Origin of the sequence: Tessaracoccus sp. MC1679, assembly GCF_014164775.1 — a bacterium.
Classification (GTDB): domain Bacteria; phylum Actinomycetota; class Actinomycetes; order Propionibacteriales; family Propionibacteriaceae; genus Arachnia.
The window spans coordinates 426,042-442,210 of record NZ_JACJGB010000001.1; the positions used below are offsets into that span (position 1 = coordinate 426,042).

General features: G+C 67.0%; 14 protein-coding genes and 1 tRNA gene. 7 read left to right on the forward strand and 8 right to left on the reverse strand.

Going from position 1 to position 16,169, the window contains the following annotated elements; all coding sequences use genetic code 11:
- Nucleotides 1-93 precede the first annotated feature (93 nt).
- Nucleotides 94-1,791, forward strand: a complete 1,698-nt coding sequence (locus H5398_RS02090; RefSeq protein WP_182798822.1) for an LCP family protein — start codon at nt 94-96, stop codon at nt 1,789-1,791.
- Nucleotides 1,792-1,934: 143 nt separating this feature from the next.
- Here H5398_RS02090 and H5398_RS02095 read toward each other — a convergent pair whose 3' ends face one another.
- From H5398_RS02095 to H5398_RS02115, 5 genes are all read right to left on the reverse strand, one after another.
- Nucleotides 1,935-2,261, reverse strand: a complete 327-nt coding sequence (locus tag H5398_RS02095; RefSeq protein WP_182798823.1) for a hypothetical protein — start codon at nt 2,259-2,261, stop codon at nt 1,935-1,937.
- 43 nt (nt 2,262-2,304) lie between these two features.
- The gene (locus H5398_RS02100; RefSeq protein ID WP_182798824.1) at nt 2,305-2,616 is read right to left on the reverse strand and encodes a hypothetical protein; all 312 of its coding nucleotides are present in this window, start codon (nt 2,614-2,616) and stop codon (nt 2,305-2,307) included.
- On the reverse strand, nt 2,616-2,834 hold the full coding sequence (locus H5398_RS02105; RefSeq protein WP_182798825.1) for a hypothetical protein: 219 nt from the start codon (nt 2,832-2,834) through the stop codon (nt 2,616-2,618). The genes H5398_RS02100 and H5398_RS02105 overlap by 1 nt, the downstream gene beginning before the upstream one ends.
- A 320-nt stretch (nt 2,835-3,154) precedes the next feature.
- Complete coding sequence (locus tag H5398_RS02110; protein ID WP_182798826.1) at nt 3,155-3,592, reverse strand: hypothetical protein; 438 nt, start codon at nt 3,590-3,592, stop codon at nt 3,155-3,157.
- A gap of 40 nt (nt 3,593-3,632) precedes the next feature.
- Nucleotides 3,633-3,717: transfer RNA gene (locus tag H5398_RS02115), tRNA-Ser, on the reverse strand.
- Nucleotides 3,718-3,885: 168 nt separating this feature from the next.
- Here H5398_RS02115 and H5398_RS02120 point away from each other — a divergent pair.
- The 6 genes from H5398_RS02120 (at nt 3,886) to H5398_RS02145 (ending at nt 11,039) form a co-directional block, all read left to right on the forward strand.
- A complete protein-coding gene (locus H5398_RS02120; protein ID WP_220489095.1) occupies nt 3,886-4,704 on the forward strand; it encodes a pseudouridine synthase in 819 nt (272 codons plus the stop codon).
- 33 nt (nt 4,705-4,737) lie between these two features.
- Nucleotides 4,738-5,397 carry a VOC family protein gene (locus H5398_RS02125; protein ID WP_182798828.1) on the forward strand — a complete coding sequence of 220 codons (660 nt, stop codon included), beginning with the start codon at nt 4,738-4,740 and terminating at the stop codon, nt 5,395-5,397.
- Nucleotides 5,398-5,417: 20 nt separating this feature from the next.
- Nucleotides 5,418-6,389, forward strand: a complete 972-nt coding sequence (locus tag H5398_RS02130) for an NAD(P)H-quinone oxidoreductase (RefSeq protein ID WP_182798829.1) — start codon at nt 5,418-5,420, stop codon at nt 6,387-6,389.
- Nucleotides 6,390-6,488: 99 nt separating this feature from the next.
- Nucleotides 6,489-8,462, forward strand: coding sequence for a glucosaminidase domain-containing protein (locus H5398_RS02135; protein WP_182798830.1), 1,974 nt, complete (start codon nt 6,489-6,491; stop codon nt 8,460-8,462).
- A gap of 175 nt (nt 8,463-8,637) precedes the next feature.
- Nucleotides 8,638-9,936, forward strand: a complete 1,299-nt coding sequence (locus H5398_RS02140) for a nucleotide sugar dehydrogenase (RefSeq protein WP_182798831.1) — start codon at nt 8,638-8,640, stop codon at nt 9,934-9,936.
- Nucleotides 9,936-11,039, forward strand: coding sequence for a glycosyltransferase (locus tag H5398_RS02145; RefSeq protein ID WP_182798832.1), 1,104 nt, complete (start codon nt 9,936-9,938; stop codon nt 11,037-11,039). Before H5398_RS02140 ends, H5398_RS02145 begins: the two co-directional genes overlap by 1 nt.
- Nucleotides 11,040-11,058: 19 nt before the next feature.
- Here H5398_RS02145 and H5398_RS02150 read toward each other — a convergent pair whose 3' ends face one another.
- The 3 genes from H5398_RS02150 to H5398_RS16745 all read right to left on the reverse strand — a co-directional run bounded on the left by H5398_RS02150 (nt 11,059) and on the right by H5398_RS16745 (nt 15,886).
- Nucleotides 11,059-12,918 carry a nucleoside-diphosphate sugar epimerase/dehydratase gene (locus H5398_RS02150; RefSeq protein ID WP_182798833.1) on the reverse strand — a complete coding sequence of 620 codons (1,860 nt, stop codon included), beginning with the start codon at nt 12,916-12,918 and terminating at the stop codon, nt 11,059-11,061.
- 145 nt (nt 12,919-13,063) lie between these two features.
- Nucleotides 13,064-14,320, reverse strand: coding sequence for a glycosyltransferase family 4 protein (locus tag H5398_RS02155; protein WP_182798834.1), 1,257 nt, complete (start codon nt 14,318-14,320; stop codon nt 13,064-13,066).
- 162 nt (nt 14,321-14,482) lie between these two features.
- A complete protein-coding gene (locus H5398_RS16745) occupies nt 14,483-15,886 on the reverse strand; it encodes a L,D-transpeptidase (RefSeq protein WP_370586034.1) in 1,404 nt (467 codons plus the stop codon).
- Between the last annotated feature and the right edge of the window lie 283 nt (nt 15,887-16,169).

The window sequence follows — 16,169 nt, forward strand, 5'->3', positions numbered from 1 at the left end:
TAGCCGAGCGCTCGGCGCAGCGGCAAAACACCCACCCGCACCGCCGCAGAGCCCTGACCGGCCCGGGGTTAGACTTGCCGCAGGAGGAGCCTGATGAGCGAAGACCGCCCGGCACGACGCGCCGCGCCCGACGATGACGGTGACGCCATTCCGTCATCGGGCGCTACTCCGTCGCGTGGATACGAGGCCGACGGCGGGGCCGAGATCCCCTTCCCGGCCAACGTGCGGCGCCGGATGGCCACCGATGGCGGCCCCAGGCAGTCCCTGAGGAAGTCGATGGGGCTCACGGTCATCTCTGCACTTATCCCTGGCCTCGGCCTTCTTGGCGCCACACGGCCGGCCTTGCGCGCACTCGGCCTCCTGACCGGGCTGGCCGCGATCGTCGGCGTGGTCTCCCTCGCCTACTACGCCGCGACGAACACCACCCGGCTGGCCACGCTGGCGGTGAGCACTCAGTTCCTCGCCATCGCGAGCGTGGCTCTGATCGCCCTGGGGCTCGTCTGGGTCACGCTCATCACCGTCACGCAACTCGCCACGCGTCCCCGTTGGCTGGGCAGCGGCAAGCGCGCCATCGGTGCGGTGCTGGTGACCGTGCTGGCGTTCGGCGTCACCGCACCCACAGCCATCGGCGCCCGCTACGCGCGCGACCAGGCGCTTCTTCTGGACAACGTGTTCACAACGGGCGAGGACGAGGTGACCTCCTCCTCGAGGCCCACGCTCACCGCCGAGGCGCACGAGGACCCGTGGGCCGACATCCCTCGCATCAACATCCTTCTGCTCGGCGCGGACGGCAGCGATTCCCGCGCTGATCAGGTGGAGGAATTCAGCATCCGCACCGACACCATCATGCTGGCCTCGATCGACACCGGCACGGGCGCCACCACACTCATCCAGATCCCGCGCAACCTGCAGTACACGCCCTTCCCCGAGGGCAGCGAAATGGACGAGGCTTTCCCCAACGGGTTCCGCGGGGAGCCCGCCGGCGACTGGTACATCAACAGCATCTGGGCGCACACCGAGCTCGGCTTCCCGGACCTGTTCGCCGGCTCCACCTACCGCGGCGCGGAGGCCCTCAAGCAGGGGGTGGAGGGGATCACCGGGCTCAAGGTGGACTACTTCGCGATGCTCAACATCGACGGCGTGCAGCAGCTCATCGACGCGATGGGCGGGGTGACGGTCAACATCAATCAGCGCTTGGCCATCGGTGGCAACAGCGAGGGTAAGCGGCCCTCCGGCTACCTCGAGCCCGGCCCGGACCAGCACCTGATGGGCTATGACGCAATGTGGTACGCCCGAAGCCGCCTGGACTACTCGGACTACGACCGGATGGCGCGCCAATCCTGCCTGGTCAGCGCGATCATCCGGCAGGCGAACCCGGCCACGATGTTGACGCGCTACGAGGCGATCGCCGCGGCATCGTCGCAGATGATCGTCACCGACATTCCACAGCGCGACCTGACGGAAATCGTCGAGTTGGCGCTCCGCGTCAAGGACGCCCCGGTGACGCGCCTCGTGTACTCGCCCGGCAAGAACGGGTACTCCTACGAGTACCCGGACTTCGAGGCGATGCGCGCCGCCGCTGAGGAGGCCGTCGCGGCCACCATCGCGTCCCCCAGCCCCACCGCCGTTCCGTCGGTCAGCGCCGCCGCATCGCCCACCGGTTCCGCCAGCGCTTCCGCGTCACCGTCGGCCAGCTCCGCCTCACCCTCCCCCACCGGCGACCTGACAGACGGCGCGCAAAATGTCACGGACGCGTGCGCGTGGCACGGCGCGGAGGACGATGAGGGCTAGGTCCGGCTTAGCCCAGGCTTAATCCTGGCCTACTGTGCTTAGGGCGTTTGATGCAGTGCAGGGGTCGACGGGTCCTCGGTACGGCTGGTGGAGGCCTTTGATGGTCGCCTCCGAGGGTTCTTGGCGACTGGTTCGACACGTTCCTACGCGTCTGGGCTGACGGTCGGTTCGGGACTGTGTCCCGTGAGGCCCTGCCCCCAAGCCAGGAGGCGACGCTTGATCGCGTCCAGGTCTGTGGAGCTGATGCCGTACTCCGCGATGTCGTCGGGAACCAGCGATTCGACAGCGCGGAGTCGCGTGGCGAACAGGGTCACGTCGAATCCCGGGTCATGCTGGGCGGCTAGAGACAGGAGATGATCCTCGGCGAAGCGGCCGGATTCTCGGATCGCATCGACATCGAGGTAGTCGCGTGGCTCGCCTCGGCTGTACAGCGCGCCCACCTTGTTCGCGACTGCGTCCTCGATCGCCAAGACCGGTCCAACTTCCAGCCGGATCGGGTCGTGGGCACGCCAGTCAAGCCCCCAGATCCACCTCGAAGACGTAACCCTCACGTGTGGTGAGCAGCAAGCGAGCGAAATGGCTGCTCAGCCGGCCCACTTCGCAGGTGTAGCGGTGGGCTGTCAGCGTCGCTATCGCCGTGTCGATGGCATCGCTGAACCCAGCCGCTGCCCGGGCCGGCGCGAACAGGTCGATATCGTTGGTCGGCCGATCGATCAGCCCGTGCTCGCGGATAGCACCCGAGCCTGCGAGAGCGAATCCTGCCGGACCGATCGCAGCCAGAATGATGCGAGCGGCTTGCCGCTGGTGCTCTTCACCGGTCGGCATCAGGTCGACGCCGCCCGACGCAACTCGGGGAACCGGGACTCCCACAGGGCAAGGCATCGAGGAGGCAGCGCGAGGTCAGGCCACACCTCGACCAGCCGGGCTGCGTTGAGCATGGCCTCCTGAAGGTCAGTGGTTCCTTCCCGCACCAGGTTGCGGTACGCCTTGTGGAGGCCGCTTCGCGTGTCCAGGTCGGCAGTCGGATCAGGGCCCCAGTGCACCGTACGAGGCAAGATAAGCACCCCAGTGGCGGGGCCTCGCAAGGCATCCAGCGATCGCGGAGTCTCGAAAGGAAAGAGGTCCTGGTAGAGCACGCGCGCTTCCATGGCTGCAACTCCTTCCCGTTCGGGTCTAGTCCCATTCAGCGTAGCGGGCGACACCGACACTGCCCAGAGGCCTCCTTCACCCGACTCATCCCGGCCACCGTCATCCTGGTGGCCGGTGGCCGTGAGCGGCGCGGATCACTCGTTAGGCGCTAAAGGCCATCCAGGCGCATCTAGAGGTGGGGGCTAGGTCTAGGTCGGGCTAGGTCTAGCCCGGTCTAGCCCTTCGTGGCCTTGAGGCGGGCGCGGACCTCGGCCAGCACTTCGTCGATCTGGGCGCGATCCCCTCCCGGGAATAGCAGGTGGGTGCGGCGGACGGCGCCGTGGTAGATCGTCACGTGCGAGCCCTCCTGTGACTGCGTCACCTTGCTCACGTCTGCCCACTGTCCCGCGTGATCGACGCCTGGGCCGAGGAGCCGGTAGCCCTCGTCGGTCAAGGTGAACCGGACAGCCAGCCTGTTGAGCGACACGAACGCGCCGATCATCAGGGCAGTTCCGGCGACAAGCAGGAGTATCGCCACCACCACGAACGCTATATGCCAATCCTGGCTCAGCGCCGCCACCAGCAAGAGTGCGCCGGCAAGGTCGGCCACCGCGGCGGTGACGAAGGCGCGCACGGGTGGCTGCGGCTTGATGACGTGGGTGCTCTCGGGCATGGACCCAGACTACTCAGAGTGGGCTTCGGGCCCCGGGAAGCGGCGAGGGTGGGATTCGAACCCACGGAGAGTTGCCCCTCGGCCGCTTTCAAGGCGGCTGCACTAGTCCACTATGCGACCTCGCCAGTGCGCGACCATGGTAGCGCCTCGACGCCGGCGGGTAGGGTGCGGTATCCGAGCTGGAGAGGAGTGGGATGCCGCCGAAGTCACCGCTGCCGCCCCGCCACGGATTGCAGGCCGCCTGGGTGCGCACCCCGGACCGCGACCCCTCCGATCCGCTGCCCTGGCCGACGATGCGTGACTGGCTGGTGCACAAGCTGGCGCCGTCCCCGGAGGACGTGGACGAGATGCTGGCGCGGGGCGTCTTCGTCGACGACCGGGGCCGGGCGTGGACCGGGCTGGAGAGCTATCGCCCCCACACCTTCGTGTGGTTCCATCGGGAGCTGCGCGACGAGGCGCCGGTGCCGGGGGAACTCACGCTCCTCCACCTCGACGATCGGGTGGCGGTCTTCGACAAGCCGCACTTCCTGTCCACCATCCCGAGGGGGCGGCACGTGCTGGAGTCGGCCGTCGTTAAGGCCCGGGCGGCGCTGGATCTGCCTGAGCTGTCGGCCGCCCACCGGCTGGACCGAGGCACAGCCGGGGTCCTGCTCATGACGACAGCGAAGCGGTGGAGGGGCGCGTACCAGAGTGTCTTCGCCGAGCGGCTCGCCACGAAGGTCTACCACGCCATCGCCCGGTTCGACCCGGCCCTCGAGTTTCCGAGGCGCGTCGAATCGCACCTGGTCAAGCGCGTGGGCACGCTGCAGACCGAGACTCTCGACCTCCCGCCGAACGCAATCACCGACATCGACGTCCTTGAGGTGCGGGGGGACCATGCGCTCTATGAGGTGCGCCCCCTCACCGGCCGCACCCACCAGATCCGCGCCCACTTCCACCAGTTGGGCATTCCTCTCCTCGGGGACCCCCTGTACCCGGTTGTGCTGTCCACGGAGATCGACGACTTCTCCACCCCTTTGCGGCTGCTCGCCCACCGCCTGGAGTTCCCCGACCCGGTCGACGGCGCCCCGCGCAGCTTCGTGAGCCGCCGGGGGCTCGTCTGGCCCGGCTGACCCGACTCCGCGCGTCTGCGGTTAGTGTGAAACATGGCACTCTCCCGCAAACAAGCCTCCGCGGCTCTCCCCGTCTGGCGCTACCTCCTCGGCCGGATGCACCTCACTGTCGACGCCGGCTCCTTCCCGTCCGCGCTCGCCTTCGTCAACGACGTCGCCCGGATCGCGGAGGAGCACAACCACCACCCGGAGATCGACCTGCGCTACTCCCGGGTCCACCTCGCGGTGGCCAGCCACGACGCCGGCGGCATCACGGAACGAGACGTCGCCTTCGGCTCGGCGGTCGCGGACCTGGTGACCGCTCGAGGTCTCGAGGCGGTGACGTCGGACCTGGCCGAGATAGAGATCGCCATCGATGCGCTCGACATCCCCGTCGTACTCCCCTTCTGGCGCGCGATCACGGGCTATGCCGACGACGGGCCGGAGGCGCTGGCCGACCCGCTGCTCATCGGACCGCCGATCTGGTTCCAGCAGATGGACGAGCCGCGCCCGCAGCGCAACCGCATCCACATCGACCTCACGCTGCCGCATGACGAGGTCCGCACCCGCTTGGACCGTGCGCTTGCCGCGGGCGGGACGCTACTCAGCGACGCAGCGGCCCCCAGCTTCTGGGTGCTGTCCGATCCCGAAGGCAACGAGGTGTGCCTCTGCACGTGGCAGGGCCGCGACGAGTGGGACGCGCTCGACGCGTGAGCCTGTGGCAGGGTGGGGGCATGCGCGCAGTGATCGTGGAGACCCCCGGAGACGTCGACGCCCTCACCCTCAGTGAGGTCCCCACCCCCACCCCCACCCCCGGTCGCGGGGAGGTGCTGGTGCGCACCGTCGCCTCTGGCGTCAACCGGGCCGACGTGCTTCAACGCCAAGGGCACTACCCGCCGCCGCCCGGCGAGAGCGACATCATCGGGCTCGAGGCCTCGGGCGTCGTCGAGGAGGTCGGCGAGGGAGTCGAGCGCTGGAAGCAGGGCGACGAGGTGGTGGCCCTGCTGGCGGGGGGCGGCTACGCAGAGTTCTTCGTCGCTCCGGAGGGGCAGCTCATCCCTCCGCCCCCGGGGGTGGACCTGGTGTCCGCAGCCGGGGTGCTGGAGGTGGCGGCGACGGTGCTGTCGAACCTGCGCGCGGGCCAACTCAAGGCCGGGGAGGTGTTCCTGGTCCACGGCGGCGCGGGGGGCATCGGCACGTTCGCCACGCAGTACGCCAAGGCGCTGGGCGCCACCGTCGTGGCCACTGCCGGGAGCCCCTCGAAGCTCGAGCACTGCCTGGAGCACGGCGCCGACTACGCGTTGGACTACCACGACGACTGGGTGGCGGCCCTCAAGGCGGCCACGAAGGGCGCCGACGTGATCCTGGACATCATCGGGGCGAAGTACCTCGAGGCCAACCTCTCGTCGTTGAGGAAGAGGGGCCGGATCGTGGTCATCGGGCTGCAGGGCGGGGTGAAGGGAACCCTCAACCTGGGCGCGATGCTGAGCAAGCAGGCCACCATCACCGCCACCTCGCTCCGGTTCCGCCCAGCCGAGGAAAAGGCGGAAATCTGCGCCGCCGTCGAGGCCGAGGTGTGGCCGATGCTCGCCGACGGCCGCATCCGGCTCTCACCCGAGACGCGGATCCCGTTCGACGAGGTGCGCCGGGCGCACGAGCAGCTGACCGGCGGCGACAACGTAGGCAAGATCGTCCTGGTGCACTGACCTTCGGCCACACCCCACGGCCGTCGGCGGCGGTGAACCTCAACCTTCGCCTCACCTTTCGGGTGACGGATCTACGCGCCGGCAGATTGAATGACCACCATGCCTTCCCCGCGCATCCTCCTGAGAGTGCTGCTTGCCGTGGCACTCGCGGCCACACTCCTGCCCATCGCCAGACCCGCGGCCGCTCTGGACGCAGCCACGTTCGTGGCGAAGACCTCGGCCTGGGCACAGGCCGAGGAGCGGGAGTATGGGGTGCCCGCGTCGGTGGCGATGGCGCAGGCAATCCTCGAGTCCGGCTGGGGCGAGTCCTCGCTGACGAAGAACGCGCGCAACTGGTTCGGCATCAAGTGCTCCTCCACCGTCAGCCCGCACCAGAACGGCTGCTACGCCGTCAACACCACCGAGTACGACTCCAGCGGCACCGCCTACACCACCACCGCACAGTTCCGGAAGTACGACACCGACCAGAACTCGTTCATCGACCACGGTTACTTCCTGAGCAGGTTGACCCGATACGCCAAGGCGTTCAGCTACACCAACAACCCGGACCGCTTCATTGTCGAGGTGCACCTGGGCGGCTACGCGACTGATCCGCAGTACGCCAACAAGGTGATCAACCTGATGGTCAAGTACAACCTCTACCAGTACAACGTCACCGCCGCCGCCACAGGCGCCAGCGAACTCGTGATCCGCCCGCAGACCCAGGCAAAGGTGGGCGCCACGGCGTACGTCACCGGCCTGCTCAGCCCCGGCGGAGGAGGACGCGAGGTCCTGACTCAGGCCTACACGGCCTCCGGGTGGTCCACCGACCAGCGGGTCACCTCTGGAATACGGGGCCAGTTCTCGATCCCGTTGACATCCGGCACGAACACCGTAGGTAACACCAGGTACCGCGTGCAGGCGGCCTCGGCGGCGGGGACGCTGACCAGCGCCGAGTTCACGGTGGACCGACTCGGCTCGATCAGCGTTCAGGCTGTGTCGGGGGTGCTGGTGGGAGGGACCGCACGCCTGAAGGGCGCCGCCGTCGGATACGCCGGCCGCACCGTCACGTCACAAGTGCTGGTGAGCGGCGCCTGGCAGAACCACACCACGGCCACCGTCAACAGTGACGGGAGCTTCGACCTGCCGCTGACCTACAGCCAGTCGACGGCCGGGACCCGCACGTTCCGCGCGAAGCTGATCACCGCAGCGGGGGCCACTCTCACGTCCGGACAGGTCACCGCGACCTGGAGCGGATCGTCGGCCGCCCCGGCTCCGGTGGTGCAACCGTCGCCCGCACCCGCCCCGACCCCAGTCCCCGCGCCGAGCCCGACACCCGTCCCCGCGTCGACCGTCCGCCTGCTGAACGGTACCTCGATTGGCCAGGGCTGGACGGCGGAGCGCACCATCTTCCCAGGCGATTGGGACCGGAACGGTCACGAGGACCTGATGCTCCGCACGTCGGCGGGTGATCTGCTCCTCTACCGGGCGTCGGCGACCGGGCGATTCGATCCCGGGGTGAAGATCGGCAATGGCTGGGGCGCAGCCGTCGAGATCATCGGCGGTCAGGACTGGACGGGTGACGGATGGGCGGATCTGGTCTCCCGCTTTACGGACGGCCGGCTTGTGCTCTATCCCGGCAACGGGAAGGGCGGCTTCGCGATGCCGCAGCAGATCGGACACGGCTGGCAGTCCTTCGCTCGGCTGACCTCTGTGGGTGACTCGGTCGGCGGCAATCCGGGCGTGGTGGCCGCTCGCGTCTCTGGCGAGGTGCTGCTCTATCCCTCAAACGGATCCGGGGCCCTCGGCCTACCACTCCAGCTGGCCACGGACTGGGGCGCCCTCCGGTCGATTACCGGAGTCGATGACTGGGACGGTAACGGCTTCTCAGACCTCGTGGCCATCGAGTCCACCGGGCACCTAAGGTACATGGCAGTGGGCGCGAACGGCCTGGTCTCATCGCAGCATGGGATCGGCACGGGATGGGGCTTGATGCGGGAACTCGGCGGCATCTCAACCACCAGCACCACGCGATTCCTGTTCGCGGTCCGCACCGACGGGCGGCTGTTCAGCTATGAGGTCGCGCGCGGCTGACCACGCCTCCCCGTTAGCGCTGACGGCGCTCGCCCAGCCCTCGCCTGGTCGTAGTCGGACCGGCGGATCGCCAGGACCAGTGTGTGGACCCCATGCTCGCCGCGGGCCGGCGCGCCGATGGGTAGACTGCGGCCGGGTGCGCATCGCCATCCACAGGTGGAAGGGACGAAGAAGAGTGAAGATCGCTGTCATCGCCATGGGCAAGATCGGCCTCCCGCTGGCCGTGCAATTCGCCGACATGGGCCACGAGGTGATCGGCGTCGACGTGCAGCAGGGCGTCGTCGATCTGGTCAACTCCGCGGTCGAACCATTCCCCGGCGAGGCCCACCTCCAGGAGAAGCTCTCGGAGCTCGTGCCCGCCGGACGCCTGCGCGCCACCACGGACTACAGCGACGCCATCCCCGGCGCGGACGCCGTCGTCATCGTCGTCCCCCTCTTCGTCAACGACGAGACCTGGCTGCCGGACTTCGGCTGGATGGAGAACGCCACGCGCAGCTTCTCCGAGCACCTCACCCCCGGCACGCTGGTCAGCTACGAGACCACCCTTCCCGTCGGCACCACCCGCACCCGGTGGAAGCCCATGATCGAGGAGATCTCGGGGCTCACCGAGGGCAAGGATTTCCACCTGATCTTCTCCCCCGAGCGAGTGCTGACCGGCCGCGTCTTCGAGGACCTGCGCAAGTACCCCAAGCTCGTGGGCGGGCTCTCACCCGAGGGCGCCATGCGCGGCGTGGAGTTCTACGAGGCCGTGCTGAGCTTCGACGACCGCCCGGACCTGCCGCAGGGCAACGGCGTGTGGGACCTGGGTTCGGCAGAGGCCGCCGAGATGGCGAAGCTGGCCGAGACCACCTACCGCGACGTCAACATCGGCCTGGCCAACCAGTTCGGCAAGTTCGCAGCCGCCAATGGCATCGACGTCCACAAGGTCATCGAGGCCTCCAACTCGCAGCCGTACAGCCACATCCACCGTCCGGGCATCGCCGTCGGCGGCCACTGCATCCCGGTCTACCCGCGCCTCTACCTCTACACGGACCCAGACGCCACCATCGTGCGCACCGCCCGAGAGGCCAACATGACCATGCCGGAGTACGCCATCGCCCTCGCCGAGGGCGCGCTGGGCGACCTGCGCGGCATGAAGGTGGTGGTCCTCGGGGCCTCCTACCGCGGCAAGGTGAAGGAGACCGCCTTCTCCGGCGTCTTCCCCACCGTTGCGGGCCTCAAGGCGCGCGGCGCCGAGGTGAGCGTCCACGACCCGATGTACACCGACGACGAGCTCGCCAAGTACGGCTTCACGGCCTACCACCTCGGTGATCCCGTGGACGCGGCCATCCTCCAGGCAGATCACCCCGAGTACACCTCGCTCACCCCAGCCGACCTCCCGGGTGTGCAGGTGTTCGTCGATGGCCGCAATGCGCTCAACCGCTCCAACTGGGAGGGCGTCACCTACCTCGCGATCGGCGACGGCTCACGCTGATGGAGCCGATCCGAGGCCGCGTACGCCACCTCACGAGCGTTCATGACATCGGCGACACCCGCATCTCCCACAAAGAGTGCCGCTCGCTGCTGGAAGCCGGATACGACGTGGCGCTCATCTCCTGCCATGACGGCGACACGCGCGTGGGAGACGTGCCCGTCGTGGGCCTCGGGCGTCCCCGCAACCGGATCGAGCGAATCTTTCTCAAGACCTGGCAGATCTTGGCCAGGGCGCTGCGCGACAAGGCCGACATCTACCACTTCCACGATCCCGAACTCATGGGCGTAGGTCTTGCTCTCCGCCTCTGCGGCAAGAAGGTGGTCTACGACGTGCACGAGGATGTCCCCCTGCAGATCGCCAACAAGACGTGGATTCCGGTCCTGCTCAAGCGGCCGCTGTCAGGACTTACGCGGGTTCTCGAGACGGTCGCCGGCCGGAGTATGAGCGCGATAGTGGCCGCCACCCCCTCGATCGCCGAGAAGTTCCCAGCAACACGGACGGTCACCGTCCAGAACTTCCCGGAGAAGGGACTGGCCCTCGAACGCAACCCGATTCCCTTCGGCGAGCGCCGCTACGCATTCGTCTACGTCGGGGGGCTCTCTGAGCAGCAGGGGTTGTTCGAGATGTTGCGCGCATTCGAGCAGCTTCCCGAGGGCGCTACCGGCGTACTTGCCGGGAAGTTCAAACAGTTCCGGAGCACGGCCGAAGCGATGCCAGGATGGACGCACGTGCACTACCCTGGGCTGCTCGCCCGCGACGGCGTCGTGGCCGCCCTGCGAGACGCCAAGGTGGGCATCGTCCTGAACCATCCCATCAGCAACTACCTCGAGGGCTACTCCACCAAGATGTTCGAGTACATGGCCTGCGGCCTACCGGTCATCGCATCCAATTTCGAGCTGTGGCACGACATCTTGTCCGGAGCCGACTGTGGCGTCACGGTCGATCCGTTCGACGAAGCGGCCGTGGCCGCTGCCCTCCTATACCTGCTGGATCACCCGCGCGATGCCGAACGCATGGGTGAGAACGGCCGCCAGGCCATCCTCAACCGCTACAACTGGGACGTTGAGTTCGAGAAGCTCCTGGCCTGCTACCGAGCGCTCTGACCAACCGTCGGCCCTCGCGTCACCCCTCCGGGCGAGTCAGTTCGATGCCTTCCAAGCCACGGGCAGCCTCCTGCTGACTGCGGTGGAGTGCGGCCTCCCCATGTCGCTGTCTGGTGAGACGGGACAGGGACTCCGGGTCCGAACCGTCGACCGTCTCCAACTCAGCCGGCTCCAGGGGCGGGACGCTCACGCGGCTGATGAGCTCATGACCGGTAGGGCGGCGCTCCTCGTCGTCGCTGAAAAGGGCCTCGTGAAGCTTCTCGTTCGGTCGTAACCCAGTGAAGATGATCTGAATGTCCTTGCCAGAGCGGGCGATGAGCCCCTTCGCCACGTCCATGATCCGAACCGGCTCCCCCATGTCCAGCACCAGGACGTCGGCTGCTTCTCCGATTGCCCCGGCCTGGATGGTCAGCTCGCAGGCCTCTGGAATGGTCATGAAGTATCGGGTGATGTCCGGGTGGGTCACGGTCAAGGGGCCACCCGCCTCGATCTGGCGGGTGAACGTGTGAAGCATCGATCCCCGAGAACCCAGCACGTTGCCGAAGCGCACCGAAAGCCAGGTGCGGCCCGTCTTGTGGGCGAAATGGGCGGTCAACTCCTCGGCCAGCCGCTTGGTCTTTCCCAGAACGCTGGTCGCATCTGCCGCCTTGTCGGTGGATACGTTGACGAATCTGTCTACACCGTACTTCTCCGAGACCCGCAAGAGGTTCAAAGTTCCGATGGTGTTGGTCTTCCAGCCCTCCAAGGGGTACTGCTCGAGCATCGGCAGGTGCTTGAGCGCCGCAGCATGGAAGATGACGTCCGGTCGGTGATCTGCGAACACCTTGTCAAGCGCCTCGACGTCACGAATGTCCGCCAGAACCATGTTCGGAGTGTCGAGCAGGCCCTGGTTGAAGATAGACAGCTGTGTCCCGTGCAGGCCGGATTCGTCGCGGTCGAGCATTACGAGTTCCTTCGGCCCGAACCTGTGCACCTGGCGGGCAATCTCTGAGCCGATCGATCCGCCGGCTCCAGTGACCAGCACCACCTTGCCTGACAGATAGTCCGAGATCTCGCTCAGATTCGTCTTGATCTGCGCCCGCCCGAGAAGGTCCGAAACGTCCAGCTCGTGAAGGTTCGAGAGCTGAACCTTTCCCCCGACAATGTCCCTGGTCGGAGGCATGACCAGGGTCCTGATGCCTGCTGGTTCGGTCAACTGGTTGATCTCACGCATCAGCTCACGAGAGGCCGTGGGAAGCGCAACGATGAGTGTCGAAACACCCCGCTCCAGCGCGGCGCGAACCAACTGGTCCCGGCCACCAAGCACCTTGGCACCGGAGAGGTGCAGGTTGCGCTTCGTTGCGTCGTCGTCGATGTACCCGACGATCGTGTAGGGCGCGTCGGGATCGTACTCAAGCAGCCGCCCGAGTTGGGCGCCCGCGTTCCCCGCCCCGTAGACCAGCACTGGTTCGGCGCGGTCGCCCCCCTGGGAGTGGGTGGACAGGGTCCTCAAGATGAAACGTCCGGCTGCCATGAGGATGAGCGCCGCGAAGGGGACGGTGAAAGTCATGACCCTCGGGTAGCTCGTGGGTCCCAAGAGAGCGAAACCGACCGCGAGGGCCACTCCGATGGCCAGGCCTATGACAGCCAGTTGAGTGGCCTCTTCGAACGACGCTATGCGGTGTCTGCCGCGGTAGAGGTTAGTGAGGGTGCCCGCGACAACCTGAGCGGCCATCGCAATGACCGCGTAGACGAGAACCATGCGCGTCTGATCGCTGGAGAGGTCGAAGTTGTAGCGGGTGATCACCAGGGCCAGCGCAGCAACAGCCCAGCACCCGGTATCCCACACCGCCAGGGCCAGGCGTTCCCAGCGCACCCGGGCGCGTCTCGCATCAGCCATGCTCACTCCTTGCACTCATCACACGCACGATCCTATCGGCGCGAAGCCCGGCAGGCTCGCCCCTCTCCCCCCAGCCCCAACGTCGCTCACGCCGACAGCCCTTCGGGCTCCCCCGGCCGGGAAGTAGTTATCTGCTCACCGCACGTCAGCCTCGCCAGAACCGCCAGCCCACGCCAGCAGCGGCCACAACACCGAGGACCGCTCCCACGAACGGCAAGGCCCCCCGTCGTCGCGGGCTCTTGGCCACCGCCGCGTCCAACGCCTCCCCCAGGGACTTCGCGGCGTTAGTGCGTGAGAAGCGGTCGAGAAGTGCGGCCGCGTTGCCGGCCCACCTCACACGTGTGGCCTCATCCGCCGATCTGACGCGCGTGATGCCCTCTACCAGCTCCTCTGGCCCCACCATGGCCCCTACCTCCCCATCCGCGGCAACCCGCCGCAGTGGGTAGCGCGCATTTGACACGACCGGCAGTCCCGCGGCGAGGTAGTCGAAGAGCTTGTTAGGGCTCATCCCCTTGTCGAGCACCTTGAGCGGCGCGATGACGTGAAGGCCCACATCACAGGCGCGCAACAGACCTGGCAGCTCGGACTTCGGAATGGGGTCCCGGAACTCGATGTTTCCGAGGCCCCGCCGCCTCGCTTCGTCGATGGCCCACTGCTTCCTGGCACCCGATCCGATCATGAGAAAGTTGACGTCCGGGAGCGCCTCCGCGGCGTCCATTGTGAGGTCCACCCGGTTGGCGGGCCCGTGGGCTCCCGCGTACACGGCCGTGTAGCCCGAGATTCCATACCGTCGCCTGAGCTCGTCGCGGCTTTGGGTGACCTCGAAGTCCGATGCCTCCGTGCCATTGGGCACCGCAATTACCCTGCTGCGGTCAACGCCGAAGGCTTCGAAATGGTCCTCCCAACCCGGAGTGACGACGACGATGCGGGAAGCACCGCGGTACAGGTAACCTTCCAGCGCGACGAGCATCCGATGGACCACTGAGCCCTCCTCGAGATGCCCCATGGCCACGATGGACTCAGGCCAAAGGTCCCGGACCTCCATCACGAACGGAACGCCCTTCAGACGTGCGATGAGCAGGCCGGCCAGCGCAGACAGGAGTTGCGGTGAAGACCCGTACACCGCGTCCGCCGGACGCGTGCACCCCACTACGGTCGCCTGTGCCGCGAAGATCCCCCAGCCGAGCATCCGCATAACACCATTGCCCGAATACACCGGGATGGGCACGAGGATGAATCGCCTGTCAGTGGTGGTGTACGGCTTGCCCGTGTAGTGGCTGACGTTGCTGGCGATGAACGACGCCTCCCAGCCCTCGACCCGATCGAACAGATCCACGTGGCGGGTCCCCCCGCCCTGGTCACGCGGCTGCGAATACTGCTCCACGACGATGACTCGCTTCACTTGCTACTCCTGCTCGATGTCTGGCGATCATCCTAGGCCTTCCACAGACCTTGACCGGATGTAGACGTCCGGCAGGGCCGGACCTGTGAGCAAGGAAGTGTCGAGCGGCTGCACCGCGCACGTGATGCAGCCGTTGATCTCGAGCCAGACGACGCATAGTGATCAGAAGACGATCACCCGGTCACCCACACGTGCCAGGTCGAACAACTTCTCACTCATCTCGTAATCCCGGGTGTTGACGCAGCCGGCGGAGTTGCCTGCGTAGCCGTACTGGGCGAAGGACCGAGAATAGTGGACCGCTCGCCCACCGTCGAAGAAGAGCGAGAACGGCATCGCAGAGCCGTAAATTGAGGAAACGTGGTTTCGAGACTTCCGTGTCACCCGGAAGTCGCCGTTACGAGTCGGCAGCTTGGACGAGCCGAAACGGACATCCATTGTGAACTGGATCTGGCCGTTGACAACCCATCCCAGTTCGTACTGGCTCTTGGAAATACAGATGACCCGCCCAGTCCGGCAACGTGCGTCGAGGATCATGGCCGGGGTGACGATAGCCTGAACGGGTACGGTGACAGTCTGCCATCCGCCGGCCACCGTGACGCCGGGGAGATGTCCGTTCGTGGCGACGAACCTGAACTGGGCTGCGCTGCCGACGGGCAGCACGAGCTTCCATGATCCGTCGCTACCCGCAGCGGTGGAGGAAAACTGGCGCCATCCCTTCCAGGGGTACGCGTCCCACCACACCACAACCTTCATGCCCGGAGTGGTCCGACCCGAGAATACGTAGTTGGCGCCGATGACGAAGCCACTCGATGACGAGGACAGGACGGACATACGCGTCGAATAGACACCAGCAGGAACCGCGTTCACATAGACGGCCTCCGCCTCCCACGCCCCGAGCGCGGCCAGCTCCCCCGGGGCATGCCCGCTGGTGGCGGCGAAGCGGAACTGCGCCGCGCTGCCAATGGCAAGCTCGAGCCGGTAGGAGCCGTCAGCCGCGGCCGTCGTGGACCCGAACTTCCGCCACCCCTTCCAAGGCAGCGCGTCCCACCACACCACCACCGGGGCGCCAGGCAGCGCCTGCCCGGCAAAGACGTAGGTGGACCCGACCTGAAAACCCCCAGGGCTGGAACCGGCGGCCAGGGTGCCCGCCCCGGGCGCGATTCCAGTTGCCGTCACGCTCACGGGGGCGGACTCCCAGGAACCAGCTGGCGCGGCACTGCCCGGCACATGTCCGCTTGTCGCCGCGAACCGGAACTGGCCGACCTCTTCGATCGGCACCTCGAGCCGGTACGCGCCTTCAGAACCGGCTGTGATGGTCGTTAACGGGCTGTAGCCAGCCCACGGTTCGGCATCCCACCACACGTATACGGAGGAGCCGGGCTCGCTCTGTCCGGAGAAGATGTACTTGGCACCGAGGGGGAAGCCAGCGGGGTCAGACGTCACCAGGAACGAGTGCTCCACCCCTGCGTCCACGACCGGCTCCTCGCCCGTTGCCTCCGCCGAGTTGGGCTCGGCGAGGACGTGATCCTGGTCCTGGCCGTCGAGGGACGCCTCATCCTCGACCACGGTCAAGGGCGGAACCGACTCTGGGTGCGGAACTGACCCAGACTCTTCCCCCGGTGCCACACTTCCTTGGGTGGCCTCACTCTGTGGCTGTCCTGACACGCTCACGATGCTCTCGCCAGTCGGCGCGGCGCTTGCATCCTCCTCCTGTGCCGCGCTCCCCAGGGTGGTCTCACTCTCTGGCTGTGCTGACACGCTCGAGATGCTCTCATCCGTCGGCGCTGCGCTCTCGTCTGCCCACGAGGTGGCTGCGGCGCCCAGGGTGAGTGCGACGGCCATCCCCAGT